This is a genomic window from Thermomicrobium sp. 4228-Ro (assembly GCF_026241205.1).
Taxonomy (GTDB): Bacteria; Chloroflexota; Chloroflexia; order Thermomicrobiales; family Thermomicrobiaceae; genus Thermomicrobium.
The window spans coordinates 1,250,008-1,276,658 of record NZ_JAPFQM010000001.1 but is presented as its reverse complement, the minus strand read 5'-3'; the positions used below and the strand labels follow the sequence as shown (position 1 = coordinate 1,276,658).

Here is a 26,651-nt window from a genome sequence, read left to right as displayed (position 1 = left end):
GCCAGTGCGACGGCATCAGCGCGACTGCGCCAGGAGCCGTTGCCGCTCCTCCTCGACGACCGACTCGTCCAGCTTCAGGTAGAGCGGCTGTGGCGGGGGAAGCGGACGGCCTGGCTCCAGCTCGCTCGGCTGCCAACGGTCGCGTGCTTCGCCTGGAATGGGCCGGTAGCGCAGCACCTCGTGACCACCGGTCTGCGGCCCCGTCTCGATAGCGATCTCGCCGAAGAGCGGCTCCTGGTAGCCGAGCAGGCTGTGGAGCCGTTCGCTCGAGAAGGGGAGAATCGGTGCCAGCAGCAGCTTGATCGAGTCGATCGCACGCAAGGCGACGAAGATCGTCGTCGCCGCTGCCTGCCGATCCTCGCGGATCTGGAACCACGGTGCCTTCTCGTCCAGGTAGCGGTTGACTTCCCGCGCGAGCGCCATCGCCTCGCGCTGAGCCGCTTTGAGCTCGACGCGCGCATAGAGGTCACCGATGCGCTGAAAACCGGTCGCAATCTGCTCGAGAAGAATCCGGTCGCGCCCGTCGAGGTCACCCGGCTCCGGCACGCGTCCCTCGAAGCGACTCTGAACGAAGGTCAAGATGCGGTGCACGAGATTCCCCCACGTCGCCAGAAGCTCGTTGTTGTTGCGCTCCACGAACCCCTGCCAGGTGAACTCGCTGTCGCGCGTCTCCGGCGCGATACTGGTGAGGTAGTCGCGCAAGGGATCCGGCGCGTACCGTGAGAGAAAGTCGGGAACCCAGATGGCCCAATTGCGACTGGTCGAGAACTGCTGTCCTTCGAGGTTCAGGAATTCGTTCGCCGGGATGTCGTAGGGCAGGTTGAGCGACTCATCATAGCCCATGAGTTCAGCCGGCCAGATGATGGCATGGAACGGAATATTGTCCTTACCGATGAAGTAGTAGCCTCGTGCTGACGGATCTCGCCACCAGGCTTCCCAGGCGTCCGGCTGTCCTTCAGCGAGGGCCCACTCGATGCTGGCCGAGAGATAACCGATCACCGCTTCGAACCAGACGTACATGACCTTGTGTTCGTAGCCTGGGATGGGAAGCGGAACGCCCCATTCCAGGTCACGCGAGACGGGTCGTGGCTTGAGACCGTCCTGGATGAAGTTGCGGACGAAGTGCTGCACGTTCGGTCGCCAGTGCGTCTGGCGCTCGAGGTACGCCAGGAGACGATCGGTGAAGGCCGGTAGATCGAAGAAGAAATGTTCCGTCTCGCGCGGAACCGGACGTTGACCACACAGACGACAGCGTGGCTCGATGAGTTCGATCGCATCGAGGGTCCGCCCACAGTTATCGCACTGGTCGCCGCGCGCGCTCGGATAGCCGCAATAGGGACAGGTACCCTCGACGTAACGGTCAGGCAAGAAGCGCCGGTCGTACTCACAGTAGAGCTGGATCTGGGTCTGCGTGAAGATGTACCCGCGTTCGTAGAGCGTTCGGAAGATGTCCTGGGCGACCCGGAAATGATTGGCAGTGTGCGTGTGCGTGAACAGGTCGAACGCGATGCCGAGTTGCTGGTACGTCTCGAGGAACCGACGATGATACCGCTTGAAGATATCCTCCGGCGTCACACCTTCACGCTCGGCTGCGACAGTGATCGGTGTGCCGTGGGCATCGCTGCCGCTGACCATGAGCACGCGATCGCCACGGAGCCGGTGGTAGCGTGCGAAGGTATCGGCCGGAATGTAGACCCCAGCGACGTGCCCCAAATGGAGGTCTCCGTTGGCATACGGCCAGGCAACGAACACACCGATCGTTTCAGGCATCGCCCATCGCTCCTACCGCTCGACGACGCTTCTCGTTTCGCCTCTCGATTAAAGCAGATCGCGCGTCCGCCTCGCGCTGCCCATACGGAAACGGGACGGAGTATCCTGAGCATGCTCGATCCAGATCGGCAGTGGGAGCGGAGGGGGCCACGCGATGCAGGAATCTATCCAGCGCACCGTGAAGCCGACGTCGTCTTGCGCGATGGAAGCACCGTGCACGTACGCCCCGTTCGGCCCGAGGACGAGCCAGCGATCCGCACGTTCTACGAAGGGCTGTCGGCAGAAGCACGCAAGCTCCGCTTCTTCGGCGAAGCGGTCGACCTCGCCAGGGCAGCCCAGGAGGACGCTTCGGTCGATTATCGCAACGACTTCGCCTTGATCGCCGAGGCTGGCCCGACGCACCGGATCGTCGGTGTCGCGACGTACCGCAAGCTCGACGGTGAGCGCGCGGAGGTCGCGCTCGCGGTCGCCGATGACTACCAGGGACGCGGCTCGGGAACGATCCACGTCGGGCAACTCGCCGAGATCGCCGATGCGAACGGCATCCGTGTCTTCGTCGCCTGGGTGCTGCCGGAGAACTACCGCATGATCCAGGTGTTCCGCGACCTCGGTGTTCCTGTCGAAATCCGAACCGGTATCAGCGAAATCGTCGTCACCTTCCCGACATCGCTCACGCCGGAAGCGATCGAGCGCTTCGAGCGGCGCGAGCAAATCGCCGCCGCGCACGCGGTCGAGGCGGTTCTCTACCCGAAGACCGTCGCGGTGATCGGGGCCTCCCGCCAGCGCGGAACGGTCGGCGGCGAACTCTTCCACAACTTGCTCGAATACGGCTTCAACGGGCCAGTGTTCCCCGTCAACCGCAATGCGCGCGTCGTGCAATCGGTCCTCGCTTACCCTTCAGTCGAAGCGATCCCGGAGCCGGTCGACCTCGCCGTGATCGCCGTGCCAGCGCCGGAAGTACCGAAAGTCGCCGAGGAATGCGGGCGGAAAGGGGTCCGCGCGCTCGTCGTCATCTCGAGCGGATTCGCAGAAATCGGTCCGGGGGGGGACGAGCACGGCAGGACGAACTCCTGCGCATCTGTCGAGCGTACGGCATGCGACTCATCGGTCCGAATTGCATCGGTGTGATCAACACGGATCCCAACGTCCGTCTCAACGCGACGTTCGGCCCGCTGCCACCGCCGGAAGGGCGAGTCGCATTCGCTTCTCAGAGCGGTGCACTGGGGCTGGCGATCATCGACTACGCCCGTTCGCTCGGCCTGGGCCTCTCGAGCTTCGTCTCGATGGGTAACAAGGCAGACATCTCGGGAAACGATCTTCTCAACTACTGGGAGACCGATCCCCGAACCGACGTGATCTTGCTCTACCTGGAATCGTTCGGGAACCCGCGCAAGTTCGCCCGCATCGCACGGCGAGTCGGTCGGACGAAACCGATCGTGGCAGTGAAGAGCGGGCGGACGAGCGCCGGAGCGCGCTGCGTCTTCCCATACCGGAGCGCTCCTGGCTGCGTCCGACATTGCAGTGGACGCACTCTTCCGCCAGACCGGCGTGATCCGGACCGAGACGCTGGAGGGGCTCTTCGATGTCGCGACGCTGCTCGCCAATCAGCCGCTCCCCAAGGGGAAGCGCGTGGCGATCGTGACCAACGCGGGCGGTCCCGGCATCCTGGCGGTCGACAGTTGCGTCGCTCACGGACTGGAGGTACCGGAACTCCAGTCCGAGACTCAGGCGCAGCTTCGGACGTTGCTCCCGCCGCATGCCAGCGTCGGCAATCCGGTCGACCTGACTGCTCCCGCCGATGCGGAAGCCTACCGGCAGGCGATTCCGCTGGTGGCGCACGACCCGGTCGTCGATGCGGTGATCGTGATCTCTCTCCCACCGATGCGCGTGCCGAGCGAGGAGGTCGCACGCGCGATCGTCGATGCAGCCCGCGACGTGAACACGCTCGGCAAGCCGGTCGCCGCCGTCTTTCTCTCCTCACACGGGATTCCGGAAGCACTGCGTGCACCCGATGTCCGTGTCCCCTCGTACGCGTTCCCGGAAGCGGCGGCGATCGCACTGGCCCGGGCGGCACAGTATGCAGCCTGGCGCGAACGACCGATCACGCCAACACCGGAGTTCCCTGATATCCGCCGCGACGAAGCAGCCGCGATCGTCGCCAACGCCTTGGGACGAGGCGGCGGCTGGCTCGATCCGGAAGAGACGGAGCGTGTGCTGGCCTGCTTCGGCATACGCATGGTCGAACAAGCGCTCGTCACCACACCGGAGGAAGCGGCCGAAGCAGCCCGCCACATCGGTGGGCTGGTCGTCCTCAAGGCAGTCGCGCCCGGGTTGACGCATAAGACCGAGCGTGGAGCAGTCCGCCTCGGGTTGGAATCCCCGAGGCAGTCGAAGCGGCGGCGCGCGAGATCCAGGACCGGTTGACGCGGGAAGGCTTCGCCAGCGTCCACTTCCTGGTGCAACGGCAGGTCGTCGGCGGCGTGGAACTCCTGGTCGGTGTGACGCACGATCGTCATTTCGGCCCGGTCGTCGTCTGCGGACTGGGCGGCGTGCTGGTCGAACCCTTGCGGGATATTGCCGTGCGCTTGACGCCGCTCGCCGTCGAGGACGCACGAGAAATGCTGCGCGAGCTCAAGAGCTTTCCGTTGCTTACCGGTTACCGGGGCGCGCCACCGGTCGATGTGCCTGCCGTCGAGGAACTCCTGCTGCGCGTCAGCGTCCTGGCGGAGGAACTCCCGGACGTCGCGGAACTCGACCTCAACCCGGTCATCGCTCGTCCGGATGGTGTCGTCGTCGTCGATGCCCGCATCCGCATCGAGCATGCCGAGCCGCCCCTGCCCCTGGGAGCACGAACCCGGCCGTGGTGGGTCACGCACCCGGCTGGCGACCGCCGTGCCGGGTGATGCAACGCTGCCGGCAGGCTCGCGACCGTCTTTTGGACGAGCTACACGGCGCATCGGCACCCGGAGAACGCTCGCTGTCCGACGAGCACCACACGAGCCGCACGGTACGACGACGCACGACCGGTGCGCTCCAGGTTTGACAGGACCGGTAGGGCTCGCGTATCTATTCTTCAGCTTTTGCTGAAATGCTGGAGCGAGTATGCTCGACCGCCATTACCTCGAACTCAAGGCCAAACTCTTTCGCGGGTTCGCCGATCCGAGCCGGCTGGCGATCCTGGAGGTGTTGCGCGGCGGACCGCGCACCGTGGGTGAGATCGCGCGGCTGACGGGCCAGGGAGTGACGAACGTGTCCAATCACCTGCGCTGCTTGCGCGACTGCGGTCTGGTCGTGCGCGAGCGGCGTGGACAGCATGCCGTCTATCGCCTGGCCGACGAGCGGTGTGCACAGCTGTTCGCACTCGCCGAACAGCTCCTCGCTGAATCGGCTCGCGGTGTCCTGACCTGCCCGAAGTACACGCTCTTGCCTCTGGAACAGCACCAGGAACAGGAGGTGTCCATCGATGGCCAGCCGATCGACGCCCGCTGAGCCGTTGGACGGCCGTACGACGCTCGTTCTCGGTGCACGGGGATTGGACTGTGCGGAGTGCGCTCGTGAGATCGAACAGGCCCTCTGCCGACTATCGGGGGTTTTCGCGGTAGAGGCATTGCCGGCAACCGGGAAGGTGATCGTGGTCATCGATCCAGCTCGCGTCGATCAGACGGTGATCGCGCGAGCGCTGGCGGAAACCGGGCATCCGGTCGACGAAGACCGTACAGATGGGGAGACAGCCTGGCGACGTGTCGCATTCCTCGCTGCCGTGGCGGCGAGTATCGTCATCGGCGTCGTCATCGCTGAGTTGACCGGCACGCTGGAACTCCTGAACCGTTGGATCCCTTGGCCACTGTGGGCCGCTATGACCCTGCTCGGGGGGTATCCGGTCTTCCGCGAGGTCGTACGGGCCACACTGCAGCGGCGCGTGACAGCCCATACGCTGATGACGCTCGGCGCGATCGCGGCAATGGCGGTCGGTGAGTGGGCAGCTGCAGCGATCGTCGTCCTGTTCATGCGACTGGGGGCTGCGCTGGAGGAGGTCACAGCGAGCCAGGCGCGGGGAGCGTTGCACGACCTGGCGGCACTCGCCCCACAACGGGCACGTGTCGAGCGAAACGGGCAGGAACTGGACGTACCGGTTTCGGACGTGCGCCCTGGGGAAGTGGTCGTCGTGCGGGCCGGTGAGGCGATACCGATCGACGGTCTGGTGCTCGCTAGCATGGCGTCGGTCGAGGAAGCACCGCTGACCGGTGAGCCGGCGCCGCGCACTGTCGGGCCGGAAGACACCGTGTACGCCGCGACAGTCGTCCGGAGCGGGTATGTGCGCGTGTGCGCGACAGCACCGGCCAGCGAGTCGGTCTTCGCGCGCGTCGTGCGTCTCGTGGAGACCGCCCATGCGCAGCGCGGGCGCATGGAACGCCTGGCCGATCGCTTCTCCGACCAGTACCTTCCGGTCGTGGTCACCGTAGCACTGATGACCCTGGCGATACGGCGCGATCCGCTGGCAATGGCAGCTGTTCTGGTCGTCGCCTGCTCGTGTGCCTTCGCGTTAGCGACACCGATGGCACTCGTCGCGACCATCGGGCGGGCAGCACGCCGCGGCGTACTGATCAAAGGCGGTGCTGTAATCGAGCGACTGGCACATGTCGACGTCGTACTCTTGGACAAAACCGGCACGCTCACGCTCGGCCAGCCGGTCGTTACGGACATCGTACCAGTCGAGGGACGGGCGAGCATCGAGGAACTGTTGTGGCTGGCTGCCACTGCCGAGCGGTACGCAGTGCATCCACTCGCCGAGGCGATCCGGATAGCAGCCCGTCAGCATGGGCTCATCCCCGGTACACCCGAGTCGTTCACAGACGAAGCCGGAATCGGTGTCGTAGCCCAGGTAGCCGGCGTAACGGTGCGAGTGCGCGCCCCGACCGCTATGGACCATGACTGGTCACCGCTCGCCGAGTTGCTCGAGCAAGGGAAGACAGTGGCAATCGTCGAGCGCGACAGCGAGCGGATCGGAGTCATCGCGTTCGCTGACACGCTGCGCCCCGGTGTCGCCGAGGCGATCGCCGAACTCCGCCGGCTCGGTGTGCGCGAGATCCAGCTCTTGACCGGCGACCACGAACGAGCAGCCGCACGCCTCGCTGCGCAGCTCGGTATCGGCTGGCGAGCGCGCCTCCTGCCGGAGGACAAGCTCGCTCTCGCCCGCTCGTACCGAGAAGCCGGGCATATCGTAGCGATGGTGGGTGACGGGATCAATGACGCGCCCGCGCTGGCAGAGGCGGACGTCGGCATCGCGATGGGGCGCGCCGGCACAGCCCTGGCAGCTGAAACGGCCGACGTTGTCCTCCTCCGCGAGGACTGGGCGCTGGTTCCGCTGACGATCAGCTGGGCACGTCGCGCAGTCCGGACCGCGCTGACGAACCTGGTCAGCACCGGCCTCTACAATCTGGTCGGCCTGAGTCTGGCGGCACTCGGCGTTTTGCCACCCACGTTAGCAGCGACTGCGCAAGTGGTACCTGATCTCTTCATCCTGACAAACAGCGCACGCCTCGGCTGGGACGGACGGGGCGATGTCCGGCGCTGAACGTGAGCCGAGCCGAAAGCTCCATCTTCGCACCGCCGCGCTGCTCGGCGTACTCTTCGGCATCTTGGTCTGTATCGTGCTGGTTCTGAGTCTCTGGTTGCTCGGTCTGCTGCTTCAGCTCGCCGCGTGAGCGTCGGCTGGGGACACCGCGATGGGACGGATGACGTAGCAGCAGCAGGGAGCGCCAGCAGCGAGCCGACACTGGCGCTCGACGTCGGCGCGCAGCAGTCCGCGGTACAGCTCGACCTCGGCGTCGCAGGTCACGGGGAAGTGCACCGCGACTTCCCGAATGGGACAGTGATACTGGCAGAGCCGGTACGTCTCGCCGTCGAGTTCCTCCCACGTCGTGTAGTATCCGAGCGCATCGAGCGTCTCGGCGAGGCGACGGACGCGTTCACGGAGCGTCGGGAGAGCCGCGAGTTCGCGAGCGAGTGTCTGGCCCGTGCGCTCGACTCGACGCCGGAGAAGAAGGTCCACCTTGGCTGGACCATCGAGGCTGGCGAGGTCCGAAAGCAGCTCCGTCAGCACGGCGTCGTAGTGCTGGGGAAAGAGCGCATCGGCCCGCTCGCTGAGCCGGTACAGGCGGGCCGGTCGACCGACCTTTCGGCGAAGCAGCGACGTCGTCACCAGGCCATCTCGTTCGAGCACCGCGAGGTGCTTGCGCACCGCCATCGAGGTGATACCCAGCATGCGAGCGAGCTGATCAGCCGTGAGCCCCTCGCTCTTCTTGAGCAGCGTGAGGAGTTGCTCACGCGTCGAGGGCCGGTCGGGTGCGATCGTCGCGCGTTGCATGGCCGCACCTCCTCTTGATGGAAGCATAGCATAACAGTAAAGCTTCGATATCGTTCTGCTCGATCCTACTCCGCGACCGCTGCGCTCCTGCGCTGCACGCGTTCCATCGACCAGACTGCGCGGAGAGGACCCTCCTGCGACGAGCACTCCACCAGCGCTCTCCAACGAAGCGGAAGGGGAGCGAGACATCCCCTGTACTGTCCGCAGGGGAGACGCACCATGGACACGACCGAGCAGTGTCTGCCACCGCGAGTGAGACAGCACCTTGGCCCCCCTGTTCTCCCATGCCGGGCCAGCACTGGTCAACGCAGGCCAGCACCGATCGCGGCTGCGGCCAGACGAACCAGCACCACGCCCACGGGTCCTCGACCGTTCTCTGCTGGCTATCCGTCCCCCGTCTCTCGCATCCGACCGGATCGCACTGTCGACGGCACACGGATCTTGACAACCAGCGCTGGAATCGCTATTGTGTAGCTATCCGACATATTCGGGTGATCAGAAGGAGGTCAGTGATGACGACAGCAGCGATTCCGGGTTATCGCTTCGGTGATCCCGCTCTGCCCCGTGCTCCGTACACGGAAGCCGACCTGGCGACGTTGAAGCAGGCACTCCTCTTTACCGAGGAGGATGCCGCTGCGCTCCGGCGAGCTGGTGAGATCCTGGCACCGCACGTCGAGGAACTCCTGGACGTCTGGTACGGGTTCGTCGGTGGCCACGACTTCCTGCTCCGCTACTTCTCCACACCCGAGGGGCCACACCAGGAATATCTGGCACGCGTACGCAAGCGATTCGGCCAATGGGTCCTCGATACCTGCCGGGCCGAGTTCGACCAGCGCTGGCTGGACTACGCGTACGAGATCGGACGCCGCCACTTCGATCGGAAGAACCAGACCGACAACGTCGAGGGAGCCCCGCCGTTCGTCCACTATCGCTACATGATCGCGCTCGTCTACCCCATTTATGCGACCGTGCGCCCGTTCCTCGAACGAGGCGAGAGCGACCCAGCTCAGGTCGAGCGGATGCACCAGGCTTGGCTGAAGGCAGTGCTCCTGCAGGCCATTCTCTGGACGTATCCCTACGTGAAGGAGGGTGTCTTCTAGAGCACGTCGGCTCGCAACGTAACCGGTGCTATACTCGTCACGTGCTGACGAGTGACGTCGTTCTCGACGAATCAGGATGGACGAGTCCCGCGCGATGACCGTTTTCGATCCGGAACTCCGGCAACACTCCCGAGCAGCCCGCATCGCGATGGCGCTGCTCCGCTTGAGTCATGCGGTCAAGGCGATCTCGTCCGACGAGGTCAAGGGAATCGGCCTCACACCGCTGCAAGCCCAAGCGTTACTGTGGATCCGCTACACCAAGCCGTTCCTCACCTCGGTCGGACGGCTCGCCCAAGCCCTCGGTGTCACACACGTCACGGCGATCGGTATTATCGACGCGCTCGAGCGCGCCGGACTCGTCACCCGCCAGGCGAGCCCGATCGACCGCCGCGTCACGCTCCTCCGCTTGACAGCGGAGGGGGAACGAGTCGTCGAACGGCTCGATACCTTCGGTCACACGCTCGAAGAAGCGCTCGCCCGACTGGACGACCAGGAGCTGGCAGCGCTGGAGCGCGGGCTGGGAGCGGTGGTCTGGAGCCTCCGTGCTGGTGGACTCCTCCAGGTCGCCGAAGCCTGCCGCGGCTGTATCTACTTCCGCGAGAACGTCGCGCCGGGCACGGACGAACCGCACCGCTGCAACCTCATCGAACGATTCCTGAGCGAGCAGGAGGCCCGTCTGGCCTGTCCTGACTATGCCCCAGAACGTCCTCAGGGCCTCCTGCCGATCGCAGCCGAGTGAGTCCGGTGCACACCTCCCTCCCGCAGCAACGGGAGGACGTGCTTGTCGCACGACAACAGAACGGGAGCGGCCCCTCGCGGCTATCCCTGCTCCGCTGATGCAGCGACGACACTTCCCCTGGCGTGGAGCCGATGCCTCCTCTCGAGGGGGTGACACGCTGCTCTTCCGCACCGCGGCCCCGGATATCTCGGTTCACTTCGCCTCGCCCAGCCTGGGCGATCGCACCGACGGTCACTGGTGATCAGAGGGCCGCACCGGACGAAGCGATCCACCCGCTCCGGTCGTCAACGACGATTCCCGGTCGAGGCACGAGCTCGTCCAGGGTGAGACGCGACGGGCCGCAATCGATTGCGGTGTCACCGCCGAGGTCGAGGCGAGCAGAAGCGACGGGGCTGGCCGAACAAGAGCGTCAGCGAGCCTCCACCCACCGTGCCGGCCACGCTCCGCACAGCTCCAGGCAGGAGGGCCGGGAGAGGCGACGAAGCGCCACGCATGATCCCCGTCCGGCGATGCTCGGAGACGAGACGTGCGGCTCGCTCCCAGCACCGAGCGTCACTCGGCTGCCTTGAGCGCCTCGGCGAACACGTCCAGGAAGGCGTCGGCCTGCTCCTGGGTGATGACGAGCGGCGGGATAACACGGATCACGTGGTCGTACTCGCCCGCCGTGATGAGGAGCGTCTTGAGCTCCTGGGCGCGCTGCACCACCTTCTTGACCGCCTCGGGATGCGGCGAGCGGTCGGGCTTCACGAGTTCGACACCGATCATCAGACCCAGTCCACGCACCTCGCCGATAACGGGAAACTCCTGCTGGAGCTCGCGTAGCTGCGCCATGAGGTAGCCGCCGATGCGGGCAGCGTTCTCCGGCAACTTCTCGTCACGCATCACTTCGAAGGTCGCCACGCCAGCCGCACAGGCGACCGCGTTGCCGCCGTAGGTGCCACCGTGGGCTCCCGGCTCCCAGCGATCCATTAGTTCCTTGTTGGCCACCACCGCGGCCAGCGGCAGCCCGGAAGCGATCCCCTTGGCCACCGTCACGATGTCCGGCACGATTCCGAACTGTTCGAACGCCCACATCGTCCCGGTGCGCCCGACCCCCGTCTGGATTTCGTCCACGATCAGCAGGATGCCGTAGCGATCGCAGATGGCGCGCAGGTTCTGCAGGAATCGCTTGGGCGGCAAGATGTATCCACCCTCGCCGAGCATCGGCTCGACGATGATCGCTGCCACGTCGTCCGGCATCACCATCGTCTGGAACAGGCGCTCCAACTCTGCGATGCAGACGAGGTCGACGTCATCCGGCGGCACGTTGTAGGGATTGCGGAACGGGTAGGGATAGGGTGCGTAGTAGATGGAGGGCACCAATGGCTCGTAGTGACCGCGCACCTTCACCCGCGAGCTAGTCAGGGCCATCGCGAGATGCGTCCGCCCGTGGAAGGCACCGCGGAAGGCGATGACCGCCGGACGACCCGTGGCCACCTTGGCCAGCTTGACTGCCCCCTCCACTGCCTCGGCGCCGGAGTTGGTGAAGAACACCTGATTCAACTTGGGTGGCATCGTCGCTGTGATGAGCTGGGAGAGCCGCAGCATCGGCTCGTGGATCAGGATGTTGGCCTGCGCGTGGATGATCTTCCCCGCCTGCTCGCGGATCGCCGCCACCACGCGCGGGTGGCAGTGGCCGGTGTTGACCACCGCGATCCCCGAGGTGAAGTCCATCCAGCGCTCGCCGTTCTTGTCCCAGACGTAGAGCCCCTCGGCCCGCTCGACCACGACCGAGGAGTAGCGAGCCAGCACACGCGGCAGAATCTGTAGTGGATCGACCTCGAGACGCATCTGCTCAAACCCCTTTCCCTTTCCGTCGTTCCATCCCATGCCCTCATTCACAGCCGGTGGAGCAGTGCCGACAGGAGCGCGGTCCGTTCGATCAAGCCGCTCAGACTGATCCGCTCGTGCTCGGCATGCGCACCATCGCCCGGGCAGCCCAGCCCGTCCAGTGTCGGCACACCGAGTGCCGCCGTGAAGTTGCCATCGCTCGCGCCACCGGTCGCGGCTTCGCTCAGTTCTACCCCAAGTTCCCGGCCGATCGCCCGCGCCCGCTCGAAGGCCGCGGCGATCGCCGGTGTCCGCTCCATCGGCGGGCGGTTCAGGCCGCCCTCGACCGTCACCGTCGCACCGGGCAGCCAGGGACGCGCCCCCAGCACGGCCGCGATGACCCGCTCCGCCTCCGCGCGCGTCGCCACCCGTACGTCCACCTTCGCCCACGCTTCGGCCGCGACCACGTTCGAGCGTGTCCCGCCCCCGACCACACCGACGTTGACGGTGGTGCCGAGCGACTGGTCGCTCAGACTGTGCAGGTAGGCGATCTGGTTGGCCAGCTCCTGGATGGCACTCACCCCCTGCTCTGGATCGGCCCCGGCGTGCGCAGCCCGCCCGGTGATCCGTACCGTGAAGATCCCCACCCCTTTACGGGCGGTCTTTAAGGCACCGCCCGGCGCTGGCGGCTCCAGGCAGAGCACGAGCGCGCTCCGCTGCGCCTCAGCTTCGATCAGCGGGCGCGAGACCGGGCTCCCGACTTCTTCTTCCGTGTTGATCAGCCAGCGAAGCGGCCGATGGGCGAGGCCCCGCTCGTGCAAGAGCCGTACCGCCTCGAGGAACATCGCGACACTCGCCTTCATGTCGTAGATTCCAGGGCCGTAGGCAGTGTCTCCTTCGACCCGGAAGGGACGACGTGCGAGCGTGCCGACCGGCCACACCGTATCGAGGTGCGTGAGGACGAGGAGTGGCTCGGGCGGTGCCGCGCCGCACGCCGGCCAGCTGGCGACCGTCAGGTCGCCGTAGTCGGCCTGCGGGTGTTCCTCGAGCATCGCCCCCAGCTGGCGTGCCCGCTCGCGCACGTACGCCACTAGGCGGTCGACAGCGGCCTTCTCCGTACTCGGCGACTCGAGTTCGACGAGCCTCTGCACCTCGGCCAGGAGCGAGTCCCGCCGGGTGGCAACCTCAGCGACCGAAATCGTCATCGCGGTACTCCTGCTCGCCCCACTCCGACCCGCGCTCCAGCTCGTAGCCGCGCTCCTCCGGCTCTTCCTCGTGACGGGTGCGCCAGTTCTCGCTGGCCCGTCCACCGGGCTCACCACGGCCGATCGAGGACGGTCGCGGCTGGCTGAAGTGACGGAGATTGGCTTCCAAATCGATGTAATAGTCGGCTAGCTCCATCAACTCGACGGCGGTGTTGCGCGGTGCCGAGGCGATCTCGACGCGTCGGCCGAGCCGCTGCACAGCCTCGACGAGGTAGCAGTAGTCGCCGTCACCAGTGACTAGGACGATGACGTCGACGTGCGGTGCTTGAAGCAGCACGTCGACCGCGAGCTCAAGGTCGAGGTCACCGCGCAGGACACCGTCGCTACCGCGCCGCAGCGTGCGCGTGACCACGCGGAAGCCGTTACGCCGCAACCAGGTCAGGAACGGCACTGCGCTCGATTCCTCTCCCGCCAGCGTGACGTACGCATAAGCACAGACCAACCGACGACCAGCGACCAGGAAATCGAGCAAGCGTGCGTAGTCGATGCGGACACCGAGGTCACGAGCGACGAAATAGAGGTTGGACATATCGAAAAACAAGGCGACACGATCCATCTGATTCGCCAAAACCATCGGAAAAAACCTCCTCGACTGCACCAGCCCAGCGATATCACGAGCGAACAGTGACGATCGGCAAATCGACCATCGTTACGAGACCAGGCGCGTGCGCCACGACACGCGGCACGGCATTGAGCGCGATGGCAGTCGTCGCACGATCGCCCTGCAGCCCGCCCGGGATGACGAGCTCGAGCGGCGTCGGCCCCTCCAGCAGCACGCGATCGTAGGCCGGATCGGCATCGAGGTACATGCGCAGGTGCAGCGTGATCCGCTCTTCGCCGGCGACGAAGGCGCGACCGAGCTGGTCGACTCCGCAGACGCGCCCGGGTTCGACGGTGAAGTACGGTGTCACGATGCGGCGCTCGGCGACCACCGGCTCGATCCGCTCCTCGTAGCGCTCGATCGTCCAGCCGAGCCCATGCGCGATAAGATAGGCCGATTCGCGCAAGCCGACGTGCCGTACCGTACCAGTCGCGACCAGCTGCTGGAACTCCTCGACCGTCTTGCCCGAACCGATTTTTTCCTGCAAGGGCTTCCGGCGCGTCGAGGCATTCTGGACACGCTCGACACGGACAGCACTGACCGACTGGGCAACGCCGCTGAAAAAGACCGGGAGCGTATCCATAACGAACCCAGGATTGACTCCCGTGCCGAGCACGGTGACACCGTACTCGCGAGCCAGCGCATCGAGCCGGGCGGCCAGTTCCGGGTGCCCGGCTGCCGGGTAGGAGAGCTCCTCGCATGTCGAGACGACATTGCAGCCAGCTCGGACGATCTGTTCGAGCTGTGGAAGGACGCGGTCGAGATAGGAACCTGTCGTGTGCAAGACGCAATCGGGGCGCGTCTCGGCAAGCACCGCTTCAGCGTCCGCTCGCACCACGATACCCGTCGGCCGATCGAAACCCAGGAGGTCGGCGACATCGCGACCGACCTTGGCAGGATCGATGTCGACCGCTCCGACCAGCTCGTAGGACGCCCGCTCGAGCGCCAGGCGTGCCAGCTCCTGACCGATCGGTCCCAGCCCGTACTGGACGACCCGATAGACCCGTCCGCCCACACTCCGCTCCCTTCCATCACTCGACCGCGCTCGCTCAGTCGCTCTCTTTCTCGCGTTCCCGCTCCTTGAGCTGGCGGTAGTACTTCTTGGGCTTCGGGAGCGGGCGATCTTCTTGCTGCGCTCGTGCCGCTGCAGCCTGCGCTGCCTGCTGGACGAGCTGCTCCTCGAGGACTGCCAGGTCGTCGTAGATCGCGATGTTACTGTTGGCCTGCGGCGTACGCATGAGACGGCGAACCAGCTCGAGCAACGAGCGCACCTGGGCCTGGTCACCGCCGGCACGCTCTGCGGTCGCCAGGACGCTGTCGACCAGCGCGAGCGTCTCGGGTCGTGCCTGGTTGGCGACCAGCCGCTGGCGGATGCGTTGCAGCGCGTCGGTCAGGTACATCCGCCCCACCTCCTGTCCGGGCCTCTCGTCCACTCGGCCATGAGGGTACACCGCGAGTGACAGGCCGACCACACGGCAGAGAACCCGAGTCGCCCCGAGTATCCGGCAACGGCCAGAAATGCGCAAGAGCGGACTGGCTCGCACCATCATGCGCTTCCCCAATACGCCGAATCCGTCTCTCGAGCGGCAGGAGAGCGGCAGCTGGTGACACACAGCCCCTTAGCGGTACACAGCTCGAGCAGCGAGACCGTCGGATGACCGACTGGATCGAGGTTAGCGGCTACGTTTCGCGACTAGATCCGAGTCGCACTCGCCCCCTTGACACAGCAGTCACGCCGGAGTATACTGACGATGCACGGCCCTGACGGGTGAGTGCGCGATCGGCGCGACGGTCGGCGAAAGCCGACCGGCCCTGGCTCTCACCGAGCCGCCATTGGCGGTCGCGGGGCCCGGTGATGAACCGGCACCGCGGGCCAATGAGAGTTGTGAGGGTGCGTCGGCCGCGAGGCTGCCAGTCAGGGCCGTGCGTCTTCGTCCCCGATGTCACCGGTCCCCAACCGATTGTGCACGATGCACAAATACGATCCCTTCTGCTGAGCACTGCGCCGAGGTGTCTCGCGACGTGGTGACCTATCCTGTGTGCAGGGCTGCGGCAGTGATGCAGTCCGCTCTGGCAGCTTTACGGACGCGCGGGAGGGTTGCCATGTACGGCTCCTGCAAGACTCCAGAGCAAGTTCTCGATCTGATCCGCAAGCACGACATTCGGATCGTCGACCTCCGCTTCACTGATATCCCAGGTACGTGGCAACACGCCTCGCTGCCAGCGAGCCAGTTGAGCCTCATCGACTTCGAGCGCGGGATCGGTTTTGACGGCTCGAGTATCCGGGGTTTCCAGGCGATCGAGGAAAGCGACATGCTCCTCATGCCGGATCCCGAGACCGCATTCGTCGATCCCTTCGCGACGATCCCCACGCTCGCCATCATTTGCAATGTCCTCGACCCGGAAACACGCCGCCCCTACTCGCGCGATCCGCGCTATGTGGCCCAGAAGGCCGAAGAATTCCTTCGGGCAACCGGGATCGCCGCTACCAGCTACTGGGGCCCGGAGATCGAGTTCTTCTTGTTCGATCACGTGAGCTATGATGTCCTCCCGTATCGGATGGACTACGCGATCGACTCGCGCGAGGGTTACTGGAACAGCGGCCGGAACGACGGGCGACCGAACCTCGGCTACACGATCCGGCCTAAGGAAGGCTACTTTCCCGCTCCGCCGCACGATACGTTCCAGGACATCCGCAGCGAGGCTGCGCTGATCCTCGAGCAGATCGGCGTCCCGGTCGAGATGCACCACCACGAGGTTGCGACTGCCGGTCAGGGCGAGATCGACATGCGCCGCGACACCCTGACGGCGATGGCCGACAAGGTCATGATCTACAAGTACGTCGTCAAGAACGTGGCACGCAAGCACGGGGTCACCGCCACGTTCATGCCCAAGCCACTCTTCGGCGATAACGGGAACGGCATGCACACCCACCAGAGTCTCTGGCGCGACGGCCGGAACCTGTTCTACGCCGATTGTCACTACGCCGAACTCTCGGACCTGGCCCTCAAGTACGTGCCCGGCCTGCTGACGCACGTCGATGCACTGCTCGCCCTCACGAGCCCGACGACGAACTCCTACAAGCGGCTGGTTCCGCACTACGAGGCGCCGGTGATGGTCGCCTTTTCCAAGCGCAACCGCAGCGCCTGCGTCCGTATCCCGATGTACACGACCGGACCAGAGAACGCAGCCGCTAAGCGCATCGAGTTCCGGCCACCCGATCCGAGCTGCAACCCCTACCTCGCCTTCGCCGCCATGCTGATGGCCGGTCTCGACGGGATCCAGCGCCAGCTCGATGCCAGCCAGTTCGGTCCACTGGATGTGAACATCTATCCCCTCGCTGACGAGAAGGCGAACTCCGTCAAGAACGTTCCCGGCTCGCTCGGTGCGGCGCTCGATGCGCTCGAACGCGATCACGACTGGCTGCTCGAGGGTGACGTCTTCACGCGCGACCTGCTCGAGACCTGGATCACCTACAAGCGGGAGAAGGAACTCCGCGAGGTCGACATCCGACCGCATCCGGACGAGTTCTACTTGTACTTCGACGTCTGATGAGCGAGCCAGACGCGCAGTGGGTGGGGAAGGATGGAACGGTAATGGGACCATGACGTAAGGGAGTACACTCATGGTCGGCCCGGATGGCCACGGCGCTGCCCCCAGGCCGATCGGGTGGCATGGGCGCCGCAAGTGGATCGGCAACGATCGTCGATTCCGTGAAGGAGGGTTTGCCTTGGTCGTCGATACGCGTGTCGTCGGTCGGCGCGCGCCAGTTCCGACCGCTGATGAGGTGCTCAAGCGCGCCGAGGAACTCAAGATCGAGTTCGTCAGCCTGCAGTTCACCGATATCATGGGGATCGTCAAGAACGTCCAGATCCCCATCGACGTGTTTCCGCACGTGATCGAACAGGGCCAGTGGTTCGATGGCTCCTCGATCGAGGGGTTCGCCCGGATCGCCGAGAGCGACATGTACCTCATGCCCGACCTCTCGACCTTCGCACCGATCCCGTGGGATCCCCAGACGGCTCGCGTGATCTGCTGGGTCTACAATCCGAACGGCGAACTGTTCCCCGGCGATCCGCGTGTGGTGCTGTTGCGGCAGCTCGAGCGCGCCGCCAAGCTGGGCTTCGTCTACAACACCGGTCCCGAGCTGGAGTTCTTCCTCTTCCGCAAGGAGAGCGGCAAGATCGCGCCGCTCCCCCACGACCAGGGTAGCTACTTCGACCTGACGACTGACCTCGCCGCCGAGGTCCGCAAGGACATGATCCGGGCGCTCGAGGCCTTCGGCATCAAGGTCGAGGCAGGGCACCACGAGGTCGCCGTGGGGCAGCACGAGATCGACTTCGAATACTCCGACGCACTGACGACGGCCGACAACGCGATTACCTTCAAGTACACGCTCAAGGCGATCGCTCAGCGGCACGACCTCTACGCCACCTTCATGCCCAAGCCGATCGCCGGGATCAACGGGAGCGGCATGCACACGCACCAGAGCCTGGCCTCGATCGAGACCGGCCAGAACCTGTTCGTCGATACGGATGACCCCTACGGGCTTTCCGACCTCGCCAAGCACTTCATCGCCGGGCAGCTTTATCACGCCCGCGGGATGTGCGCGGTGCTGGCACCGCTGGTCAACAGCTACAAGCGACTGGTTCCTGGCTACGAAGCGCCGGTCTACATCAGCTGGGCTCGCCAGAACCGCTCAGCGCTCATCCGCGTCCCAGCAGTGCGGCACGGGCGGGTACAGGCCACGCGAATCGAGCTTCGTTGCCCTGATCCCTCGGCCAACCCCTACCTCGCCTACACGGTCATGCTGGCAGCCGGCCTGGATGGTATCGAGCGCAAGCTGCCGCTGCCCGAACCGGTGGAGGAGAACGTCTACCACTTCACCGACGAGGACCTCAAGCGACGCAATATCCAGACGCTGCCCTCCACGCTCGGCGAGGCCATGGACGAACTCGCGAAGGATGAGGTGATCCGCGAGGCACTCGGCGAGCACGTGTTCGAACGGCTGCTCGAGGCGCAGAAGCGCGACTGGGACGCCTTCCGCCAGTACGTCACGCAGTGGGAACTCGATCGGTACCTCGAGATTTACTGATCGGACGAGCTCCAACGGACGGCTCACACTGGCCTGCCCCGGCTCGGGGCAGGCCAGTGGTGTTCGCCGTAGCCCGTACGACGAGCGAGCACGCGGCCCCTCAGTTCCCACCTGTGCGCGAGCCCGAACTTGACAGTGACTCCTGCTATAGCCGACACTCGCTACGACAGTGCTCAGCACCGAAGGGACAGGTGGATGGTTCGTCGCATCGTACTCCTGCTGGTCGTGCTCGTTCTCAGCGCCTGTTCGCTGCCCCAGCAACCGACACCGACACCCTTGCCCCCGACGCCGACACCCGTTCCCGAGGGAACACCGGCCCTCTCTCCGGCTGACCAGGCCCGGGTGACTGCCTGGGCTGATGCCTGGGCAACCGTCCAGCGGTTCCGTGCCGAGATCACGGCCTACGACACCTCCGGTACGCTCCGCCAGCGGCTCGAACTCGCTGTCGTCCTCCCCGATCGGTTGCACGCCATCCAGTACGATCCGGCGAGCGGGCAACCTGCCCAGGAGTGGATCATCGTCGGTGATGCCGGCTGGATCCGTTCCGGTGACCGCTGGCAACTGGGACAGATCCAACAGTCGCCCGATTTCGCCAGCTTGTACGATCCAGCCGAACTCGCTGCAGCCCGAACCGGCGCAGCCAGCGTGACGATCGAGGAACTTCCGTCCGAGACGATCGACGGTGTCATCTGCGAAAAGTGGGCAATCATCGTGACACCAGCGGGCCAGAAACCGAACCAGCTGACACTCTGGATCGGTCAGGCAGATCAACTGCCTCGCCAACTCCGTACCGAGTACGCAGACGGCTCCGTCCTCGTCCTGCGCTACTGGGGATTCGACGAGTCGTTCACCATCGAGCCACCAGGCACCAGCGAACCGTGAGGGAGGGGATGCAGTGGGGGACACGGCGACGCTCGTCGTGCTGGTCGGTGCGGTCGGCCTGGTCGGGCTTGCGACTGCGCTCGCGCTCGTTCTCTGGGCAAGCCGACGGACCGGTGGGCCGCTTCCCGACCTCGCTCCGCTGCAGAGTGCACTCGCTGTGCTCCAGGAAACCGCGCGCAGCCAGTCGCAACAGGTCAGTGAGCTGGCACGGTCGCTGGCCGATCTCTCCACCGCCACCTCCCAGCTGCAGACCCGCACACAGGCGACCGAGCAGTATCAGCTGCAGCTGCAGAGCGGTCTGCAGCGATTGAGCGAGACCGTGCGGGAACTCCAGGGAAAACTCGACGAGTCAGCGCGCCAACACCTGCAGCACACGACGACCCTCGTCCAGGCACTCCAGCAACTCGCCACGCGCACGGCCGAGCTGCAAAGCCGTACGCAGACAAGCGAGCAACGGCAGGTGCAACTCCAGGATGCACTGCAGCGACTCGGCGAACTGCTCGGTGAACTCCGCGGCAGTCTCCAGAATTTGGAAAAACAACACGATACGACGAGCGGGCGAATCGATCAGCTGCAGCAGGCACTGGTGACCGCCCAGCAGGCACTCCTCGAACTCCGTCGCAACGACGAGGAAGCGCGCCGCCAGCAGGAGGAGCTGGCCCGCTTCGTCGCCCGTATCGATGCTGTCCTGACCGGGTCGGCCTCGCGCGGTGCGGCTGGCGAGCACGTCCTCGAAGCCATCCTCGAGCACCTTCCGGCCGAGTTCAAAGCGTTCAACCTGACGATCCGGAACCGCACCGTCGAGTTCGCTTTTCGCCTGCCCAACGGAAAACATGTCCCGGTCGATTCGAAATGGGTCGGTGTCCGCCAGCTGGAGGAACTCGAGGAGACAGCCAGTGACCAGTTGCGTCGCGAACTGGAAGTGCTCCTCGAACGGCGGATTGACGAAGTCACCGTCTACCTCGATCCCGAGCTGACATTGGGGCTCGCCATCATCGCTGTCCCGGACGCGGTCTACCGCTGGACGCAACGGCTCCATGCTCGGGCGCTCGAGCGTGGCGTGGTGGTCATCTCCTACAGCATGGCGATCCCCTACTTCCTCACGCTCCTGCACTTCGCGGTGCGCTTCCTCCGCGAGGAGGACAGCGCGCGCATCTCCGCGCTGTCGCACCAGCTCGAACAGGCGCTCCGGACAATGGAGAGCGAGCTCAATGGCCGATTCGCCAAAGGACTCACGATGCTGCAGAATAGTCGCGATGCGCTCGCCCGCGAGACCGCGAGCGCGCTCGGTTCCTTGCGACAGATGCAAGCGCTCAGTGGGGCGACACCCCCTGCGCTCGTCGAGCAACTGGACGGAGACGACGCGCGTGCGGACGCCGAGTGAGCATTGGGAACGGGTCGAGGCAGCGCTGGCCGGCGCACCGCTCGACGCACCGCCGGTGAGTCTGTGGCGGCACTTCCCCGAGGTCGACCAGCAGGCCGAATCCTTGGCTGCCGCGACGGTAGCCTGGCAGCGCCGTTTCGCCTTCGACTTCGTCAAAGCGATGCCGCCCGGCGACTACCCGGTCATCGCCTGGGGCGGAGCGAGCGAGTACCGCGGTTCCCCGAACGGTACACGCACCGTGACGCGCTGTCCCGTGCAGCGGGCGGAGGACTGGGCGACGATCCGGCCGCTCCGCGTGGATCGGGGAGCGTTCCGCGTCGTCATCGGCAGCGTACGGCTGGTCGTCCAGGAACTCGAGGGAACCGTGCCTGTCCTACAGACGATCTTCAGTCCCTTGACGGTGGCTTTCAAACTCTCGGCTGGCCGCGTCGTCCAGGACATCGCGACACACCCCGATCGCGTCAGGGAGGCGTTAGCGGCGATCACCAAGACGACACGCGAGTTGATTCGCGCCTCGCTGGTTGCCGGCGCGCACGGGATCTTCTTCGCGACCCAGTGTGCGACCGCTGACGTGATGGATGCGGAGACCTACGCACAGTGGGGGTGCCCCTGGGATCTCGACGCCCTCGCGGAAGCGTCCGGAGCGTCGATCGTGCTGCTGCACCTCCACGGTCCGCAACCGCACTTCGATCTCGTCCTCGACTATCCAGTCAACGTGCTCAACTGGCACGACCGCCGGGCGGGGCCCTCGCTCCGCGAGGGCGAGCAGCGGAGCGGGCGCTGCGTCGCCGGCGGCATCGACGAGACCCGGCTCGCTGAGCGCGAGCCGGAAGCGGCGGCAGACGAAGCAGTCGATGCCGTCAGGCAGCTCGGTGGGCGCCACCTGATGGTGACACCTGGCTGCGTGATTCCGATCGCGACACCCGAGGCCACCATCGAGGCGATCGTCCGCGCTGTGCGTCGTGCTGGAGCCCCAGCCCGGCAGAACTGAGCACGCCGATGCGTCTTTTCGCAACCCCACCGGAAGCGCATTCGACCCGTCCCGTCGCACCGCACCGGGAGACGGTCGCCCAACGGCTCGCCCGCGCTGCTACCCCAGCGGATAACCGGATTCGGTCGCTCCTCGAAAGCTGGTTCGTTCGGATTCCCGAACCGGCACGCACTGATATCCGCAGCCGTTTCTGGGAGCGCGATCCACGGCTCGCGCTTGCTGCCTTTTGGGAACTGTATCTGCACGAGTTGTTCCGTCGACACGGCTACCAGCTGATGCTGCATCCAGCTACCGGCCGGCGTGGGCCCCGGCCGGACTTCCTCGTGGCCCGTGCCAACGAGGTATTCTATGTGGAAGCACTCATCCATGCCCCACCCACCGAAGCGTGGCGGGCTGAACGACGCCTGTACCCGATCCTCGACGTCCTGCACGAGCTCCGTCGCCCGGCCCTGACGATCCGGTTGGTTCACGTCGAATACGGGATCGGTACACCTCCCCTCCGCGAGCTCCGCGAGACACTCGCCGCCTGGCTCATCGGGCTCGACGCCCAGGTGCCTGCACCGGCGCGCTTCGTCTGGCAACGCGGGGGCTGGACGCTCGCATTCGAAGCGTTGGCGGATAGCGAGGCCGACACGCGACCGGTTCTCCCCAGCTCTCCGACGGACGAGACGCGCGTGCCCCGGGGAATCGTGACCAAGGTGCAGGCGAAGGCCCGGCGCTTCCGCTCGCTCGAGCACCCGCTCGTCCTCGCGCTCTCTACCGCCCAATCGGTCGAATTCCGATCGCTCGTTGACCTGCTTGTCGAACTCATACCGCGCCTGCCGGACCCGGTCTCCGCTCTGCTGGTCGCACCTGGCTTGACTCCGTGGACGATCGGCCGGACACCGCTCGTCCTGTGCAGTTCCCCTGAACGAGAACACCACGTACCGGATCGCTTCCTCACGCTCCTCGAGCAGGCCGGAGCCAGGCCGCACGCGGCCGGTCTCTGGGTACTCGAAACCCCGTCACACCTTTTCGGTCTCCCGCCGGATTGGCCGGAGAGTCCGTGCGACGTCGAGACGGACCGTTGCGTGCCAGCGATCCGGGAATCAGCATCACGGTACGCTTCGCGCGAGTAACCGGGGTTCACTCGTGCACGACGCGGATCGTCTGCAGGGTCGGATCGCTCGCACCGTTGAAGCGCATACCGGCAGCGATCCCAGCCTGAAGGAACTCCACCACCTCGGGCCGGATCGCTTCTCCTGGTGCGACGACCGGAATACCCGGTGGATAGGGCGTGATCGGCTCGGCGGCGATACGGCCTGCAGCGGCGGTGAGCGGCACGCGCTCGACCGGTGCGAAGTACGCCTCGCGTGGTGTCAGCACCTGTGGTGCACCGGCGACGACCGGCCCGGTCGCCCGCAAGAGCGCGCCCAGTTCGCGCACGTCGTACGAGCACCGATGCGCTCTCTGCTCCGCAGCCAGTGCAGCGAATGCCCGGACCAGCGCATCGATCGTCTCCGGCGTATCACCCACCGTCAACAGGCAGACGACACTGACGAGATCTGCCATCTCGGCAGCGATCCCGTGGTCACGGCGCAGGCGGCGTTTCGCTTCCAGACCGGTCAGCCCGATCCCTTGCACGTCGACGACGAGCCGGGTGCGATCGAACCCGGCGCCAGGTCGACCGCTGACGATCTCGGGACCGATTACCTGCAATCCGGGGATACTCGCGAGCGCGCCACGCGCTCGCTCGGCGAGTTCGAGCGTTCGGGCGAGGAGACCCTCGCCCTCCAAGGCCAGCCGCCGTCGCGTCGCGTCGAGCGATGCATAGAGGAAAGCGGCCGGGCTCGTCGTCTGCACCATGGCGACCGCCGCTCGGAGTCGTGCCGTATCGACGAGGTCACCACCGACGAGCAGGATCGCCGTCTGCGTGAGTGCACCGGCTAACTTGTGCAGGCTGGTCACGGCGAGGTCAGCACCTGAGGGAATGGCCGCTGGCGGCAGCGCCGGATGGAACGGGAGGTGTGGTCCCCAGGCCTCGTCGACGAAGAGCGGGACACCGTGTTGGTGACAGATCACGGCGAGTCGAGCGATGTCGCTTGTCACGCCGGTATACGTCGGACTGACGATCATGACTGCAGTCGCGTCCGGATACGCCTGAAGAGCTTGCTCGACGGCTTCCGGCGCGATATCGAGGAGGAGTCCGCTCTCGCCATGCAGTTCGGGTACGACGTAGACCGGTCGCGCGCCGCTCAGCACGAGCCCAGCGAGGAGCGACTTATGCATCGCTCGCGTCACGATCACTGGCCGACCAGGCTGGCTCAGCGTCAACAGCGCGGCGAGGTTTCCGGTCGTGCTGCCATTGACGAGAAAGACGGCGTCACGAGCGCCCCAGAGGGCAGCAGCCAACTGCTCGGCCTCATCGAGCGGATCGACCGCCAGATGCGTTTCGTAGGTACCACCGTCGTGGGGAATATCCAGGGCCAGCGCACGCGCGCCGAACGCGTCCGTAAACTCCGGTGGCGCTCCACGTCCCTGCTTGTGCCCGGGTGTCGAAAAGGGGACGACACCCTCTTCTAGATACGTCAGCCACCGTTCGAGATACGGTGCCCGGGACTGTTCGTCGGCCACGTCGGTGCCCTCCCGCCCCGTTCCGATCACCGAAGGGGCAAGTATACGCGTTCTGCACCGGGCACCAGGCGCCTCGTGCTGGATAGAGCCGGAGAGCATCGACAGGCAATCGCGCCGATCCCTGGTAGACACGCCGTCAGGGGAGGTGCATAATGGCATTCGATACTGACCCACGCCATGCGTGGTAGGACGCGGAGTGCGCCGTGGCAGAACAGCCGATTCGCGACCAGTTCCAGCCCGACGACGAGCTGTTCGAAGCGATCCAGCGCTTCCTCCGTGAACAGTCGTCCGATACGATCGACACCGAACTCCGGCGAGCTCTGCAGGAAGCCCGGCGCTACATCGACCGGGAACTGCGAGATCGTCCGGAATTCGAGCGGATGATCCAGGCACTCGAGCGAGTCGTCGAGGACGAATTTCCCGGCGCATTCACGGCGCCGGTGCGTACCCGGCTCGCCGAGCTGCTCTACCGCTACGGCCTGGCACACTTTTGGCTCATCCACGGTCGGGAACTGCCGGAGTGGCTGGCACCAGCCGAAGAGATGGAAGAGGAACCCTCGCCACCTGCTGAGGAGCCCCGGCCGCTGGTCATCTACGATATTTGGTTCCCGCAGGACATCGCGCTCGAACACGCCGACGACGGCTACTACCTGCATATCAGCGACGGCCGGATCGACCTCTCGCTCTACCTGGGCGAGGAACCGAACGAGCGTGGTGCGCTGACCGACTTGCTCGGGCACTATCGTCACGCGCTGACGCACGCACCGCACGGCGAGCCCGCCGAGCCGAGCGACCGGCTCACTCCCGTGCTCACGGTCGAACTCGACTACAGCGGCTCGGAACTCGTCGAGGCCAACGACCATGTGGATGTCCTGTTCCTCGACCCCCAGGGCGAGCCGATCGTCCGGATGCATGCCCGGGCAGCCGAACTCCGGCTGATCCTCGAAGAACTTCAGGCGATCGGGCGCGACGGTGGATTCTGATCCTCGCCACTGAAGCTGTCTTTCCTAAGGCTTCGGGCCAGCACGGAACTGCCGGCGTCTGGAGCTTCTCTCAGGCTCTTGCAGTTCTGCACTGGGGAAATACAGCACACAGCGCTACAACACGCGGCCGCAGCGTGGGCAAAAGACCTCAGCCTCGCTGATATCGGCATGGCAGTACGGGCAGCGGTTACCAGTCGGACGCGACTGCCCGGGCGACTCCGGACGGGCCAGCACGGCTGTCTCTCGATCGGCCAGCCCCGCAGCTCGATGCTCGCCCGCATCGGCTCCCATCTCGGTCGGTCGCAACGGCCGGGTCGGTTCCTCGTGCCGTCGGATCGGCTCCGCCTTGTACGTGACGGCTGGCTGGCGCTGGGCGAACGGTGCACGTGGTGGGAGCGGACGCGTGGGCGTGTGCTGGTAGGCGAATTCGCCTTCTCCCGAGGGGCTCGCGATCTCCGCCTCGACGGCATGGGAACCGAGCAACGCTGTGACCACGATGATCGGAAGCGCCAGCACCGCCCCACCCAAGAGGACCCACGGCATACTCTCGCTCAGCAGACGAGCGATGATCGACCGTTCGAAAAGGCCCGACGGCGCACCGCCGAGGAGATACAGTCGGATCGCTCGCAAAGCGAAACCGAGGAGGAGCGTGCCGTTCGCGAACGCGATGAGTGCACCGAGCAGGCGCCCGGCGAGACCAGGCTGAGGAACGAGCATGACTGCACTGGCACCATAACCGATCAAGAACGTACAGGCAACCAGGATGAGCACTGCGGTGAGAAAGCTGGCAGCCCCCTCACCGAGTCCGGTCCATTCAGACAGCGACAGCCCCCACGGTTGCGCCCAGAACTCGCCGAGCGCGAACCCGAGCAGGATCCCGAGCGTGACCAGCACCTCACGCGAGGCACCGCGCCAGAAGCCGATCGGAACGAACAGCGCGAGCAGGACAAGAAGGAGAATGTCGAGGACGAGATAGAGCGTCACGGTCCGCACCAACCCCGCGCGATGCACGTCTTCCAGGCCAAGCCTACCACGAGCGGCAGAGCAGCCAG

Annotated in this window: 22 protein-coding genes and 1 pseudogene; 14 read left to right on the top strand and 9 right to left on the bottom strand. The window is 65.6% G+C overall.

From position 1 onward, the window contains the following. Positions 1 to 15 precede the first annotated feature (15 nt). Positions 16 to 1,770, bottom strand: coding sequence for a methionine--tRNA ligase (gene metG / locus OO015_RS06100; protein WP_265940342.1), 1,755 nt, complete (start codon positions 1,768 to 1,770; stop codon positions 16 to 18). A gap of 111 nt (positions 1,771 to 1,881) precedes the next feature. Between metG and OO015_RS06095 the strand changes: the two genes are divergently transcribed. The 5 genes and pseudogenes from OO015_RS06095 (at position 1,882) to OO015_RS06065 (ending at position 7,475) form a co-directional block, all read left to right on the top strand. After that, a complete protein-coding gene (locus OO015_RS06095; protein ID WP_265940341.1) occupies positions 1,882 to 2,898 on the top strand; it encodes a GNAT family N-acetyltransferase in 1,017 nt (338 codons plus the stop codon). Then, positions 2,865 to 4,673 (top strand): annotated as a pseudogene (locus tag OO015_RS14190) (acetate--CoA ligase family protein). Before OO015_RS06095 ends, OO015_RS14190 begins: the two are co-directional and overlap by 34 nt. Positions 4,674 to 4,872: 199 nt before the next feature. Continuing rightward, entirely contained in the window at positions 4,873 to 5,259 is a 387-nt protein-coding gene (locus OO015_RS06075) for an ArsR/SmtB family transcription factor (RefSeq protein ID WP_265940339.1), read from the top strand. Beyond that, the gene (locus tag OO015_RS06070) at positions 5,234 to 7,345 is read left to right on the top strand and encodes a heavy metal translocating P-type ATPase (RefSeq protein WP_265940338.1); all 2,112 of its coding nucleotides are present in this window, start codon (positions 5,234 to 5,236) and stop codon (positions 7,343 to 7,345) included. The genes OO015_RS06075 and OO015_RS06070 overlap by 26 nt, the downstream gene beginning before the upstream one ends. Then, on the top strand, positions 7,332 to 7,475 hold the full coding sequence (locus tag OO015_RS06065) for a hypothetical protein (protein WP_265940337.1): 144 nt from the start codon (positions 7,332 to 7,334) through the stop codon (positions 7,473 to 7,475). Before OO015_RS06070 ends, OO015_RS06065 begins: the two co-directional genes overlap by 14 nt. Here the strand turns inward: OO015_RS06065 and OO015_RS06060 are convergent. Next, positions 7,460 to 8,137, bottom strand: coding sequence for a helix-turn-helix transcriptional regulator (locus tag OO015_RS06060; RefSeq protein ID WP_265940336.1), 678 nt, complete (start codon positions 8,135 to 8,137; stop codon positions 7,460 to 7,462). The genes OO015_RS06065 and OO015_RS06060 overlap by 16 nt on opposite strands. A 512-nt stretch (positions 8,138 to 8,649) precedes the next feature. On the opposite strand from OO015_RS06060, the gene OO015_RS06055 reads away from it, so the two are divergent. Together OO015_RS06055 and OO015_RS06050 are read left to right on the top strand one after the other, a co-directional pair. Continuing rightward, complete coding sequence (locus tag OO015_RS06055) at positions 8,650 to 9,237, top strand: protoglobin domain-containing protein (RefSeq protein WP_265940335.1); 588 nt, start codon at positions 8,650 to 8,652, stop codon at positions 9,235 to 9,237. Positions 9,238 to 9,331: 94 nt separating this feature from the next. Beyond that, a complete protein-coding gene (locus OO015_RS06050; protein ID WP_265940334.1) occupies positions 9,332 to 9,976 on the top strand; it encodes a MarR family winged helix-turn-helix transcriptional regulator in 645 nt (214 codons plus the stop codon). Between the two features lie 552 nt (positions 9,977 to 10,528). On the opposite strand, the gene OO015_RS06045 is transcribed toward OO015_RS06050, so the two are convergent. Genes OO015_RS06045 through OO015_RS06025 form a run of 5 tightly spaced genes read right to left on the bottom strand, consistent with a single transcriptional unit; the run spans position 10,529 to position 15,051 of the window. After that, positions 10,529 to 11,806 (bottom strand): aspartate aminotransferase family protein, encoded by a 1,278-nt coding sequence (locus OO015_RS06045; RefSeq protein WP_265940333.1) that lies wholly within the window; start codon positions 11,804 to 11,806, stop codon positions 10,529 to 10,531. Between the two features lie 47 nt (positions 11,807 to 11,853). Beyond that, positions 11,854 to 12,990 carry a M20 family metallopeptidase gene (locus OO015_RS06040; RefSeq protein WP_265940332.1) on the bottom strand — a complete coding sequence of 379 codons (1,137 nt, stop codon included), beginning with the start codon at positions 12,988 to 12,990 and terminating at the stop codon, positions 11,854 to 11,856. Then, positions 12,971 to 13,624, bottom strand: a complete 654-nt coding sequence (locus OO015_RS06035) for an NYN domain-containing protein (RefSeq protein WP_265940331.1) — start codon at positions 13,622 to 13,624, stop codon at positions 12,971 to 12,973. Before OO015_RS06035 ends, OO015_RS06040 begins: the two co-directional genes overlap by 20 nt. A gap of 37 nt (positions 13,625 to 13,661) precedes the next feature. Next, the gene (locus OO015_RS06030; protein ID WP_265940330.1) at positions 13,662 to 14,666 is read right to left on the bottom strand and encodes a hypothetical protein; all 1,005 of its coding nucleotides are present in this window, start codon (positions 14,664 to 14,666) and stop codon (positions 13,662 to 13,664) included. Positions 14,667 to 14,700: 34 nt separating this feature from the next. Further along, positions 14,701 to 15,051: a hypothetical protein gene (locus OO015_RS06025; protein ID WP_265940329.1), complete on the bottom strand. Its 351-nt coding sequence runs from the start codon at positions 15,049 to 15,051 to the stop codon at positions 14,701 to 14,703. A gap of 703 nt (positions 15,052 to 15,754) precedes the next feature. Here OO015_RS06025 and glnA (OO015_RS06020) point away from each other — a divergent pair. The 6 genes from glnA (OO015_RS06020) (at position 15,755) to OO015_RS05995 (ending at position 23,121) form a co-directional block, all read left to right on the top strand. Continuing rightward, positions 15,755 to 17,203 (top strand): type I glutamate--ammonia ligase, encoded by a 1,449-nt coding sequence (gene glnA / locus OO015_RS06020; RefSeq protein WP_265940328.1) that lies wholly within the window; start codon positions 15,755 to 15,757, stop codon positions 17,201 to 17,203. 73 nt (positions 17,204 to 17,276) lie between these two features. Further along, a complete protein-coding gene (gene glnA / locus OO015_RS06015; RefSeq protein WP_265940327.1) occupies positions 17,277 to 18,746 on the top strand; it encodes a type I glutamate--ammonia ligase in 1,470 nt (489 codons plus the stop codon). A gap of 195 nt (positions 18,747 to 18,941) precedes the next feature. Next, complete coding sequence (locus tag OO015_RS06010) at positions 18,942 to 19,628, top strand: hypothetical protein (RefSeq protein ID WP_265940326.1); 687 nt, start codon at positions 18,942 to 18,944, stop codon at positions 19,626 to 19,628. A gap of 13 nt (positions 19,629 to 19,641) precedes the next feature. After that, positions 19,642 to 21,012, top strand: coding sequence for a DNA recombination protein RmuC (gene rmuC / locus OO015_RS06005; protein ID WP_265940325.1), 1,371 nt, complete (start codon positions 19,642 to 19,644; stop codon positions 21,010 to 21,012). Continuing rightward, positions 20,996 to 22,003 carry a uroporphyrinogen decarboxylase family protein gene (locus OO015_RS06000; RefSeq protein WP_265940324.1) on the top strand — a complete coding sequence of 336 codons (1,008 nt, stop codon included), beginning with the start codon at positions 20,996 to 20,998 and terminating at the stop codon, positions 22,001 to 22,003. The genes rmuC and OO015_RS06000 overlap by 17 nt, the downstream gene beginning before the upstream one ends. 8 nt (positions 22,004 to 22,011) lie before the next feature. Then, on the top strand, positions 22,012 to 23,121 hold the full coding sequence (locus OO015_RS05995) for a hypothetical protein (protein ID WP_265940323.1): 1,110 nt from the start codon (positions 22,012 to 22,014) through the stop codon (positions 23,119 to 23,121). A gap of 7 nt (positions 23,122 to 23,128) precedes the next feature. Here OO015_RS05995 and OO015_RS05985 read toward each other — a convergent pair whose 3' ends face one another. Next, the gene (locus OO015_RS05985; protein WP_323053845.1) at positions 23,129 to 24,616 is read right to left on the bottom strand and encodes an aminotransferase class I/II-fold pyridoxal phosphate-dependent enzyme; all 1,488 of its coding nucleotides are present in this window, start codon (positions 24,614 to 24,616) and stop codon (positions 23,129 to 23,131) included. A gap of 203 nt (positions 24,617 to 24,819) precedes the next feature. Between OO015_RS05985 and OO015_RS05980 the strand changes: the two genes are divergently transcribed. Further along, positions 24,820 to 25,599, top strand: a complete 780-nt coding sequence (locus OO015_RS05980; RefSeq protein WP_265940322.1) for a hypothetical protein — start codon at positions 24,820 to 24,822, stop codon at positions 25,597 to 25,599. Positions 25,600 to 25,713: 114 nt separating this feature from the next. Here the strand turns inward: OO015_RS05980 and OO015_RS05975 are convergent, their stop codons facing one another. Then, positions 25,714 to 26,592, bottom strand: a complete 879-nt coding sequence (locus OO015_RS05975; protein WP_265940321.1) for a CvpA family protein — start codon at positions 26,590 to 26,592, stop codon at positions 25,714 to 25,716. Between the last annotated feature and the right edge of the window lie 59 nt (positions 26,593 to 26,651).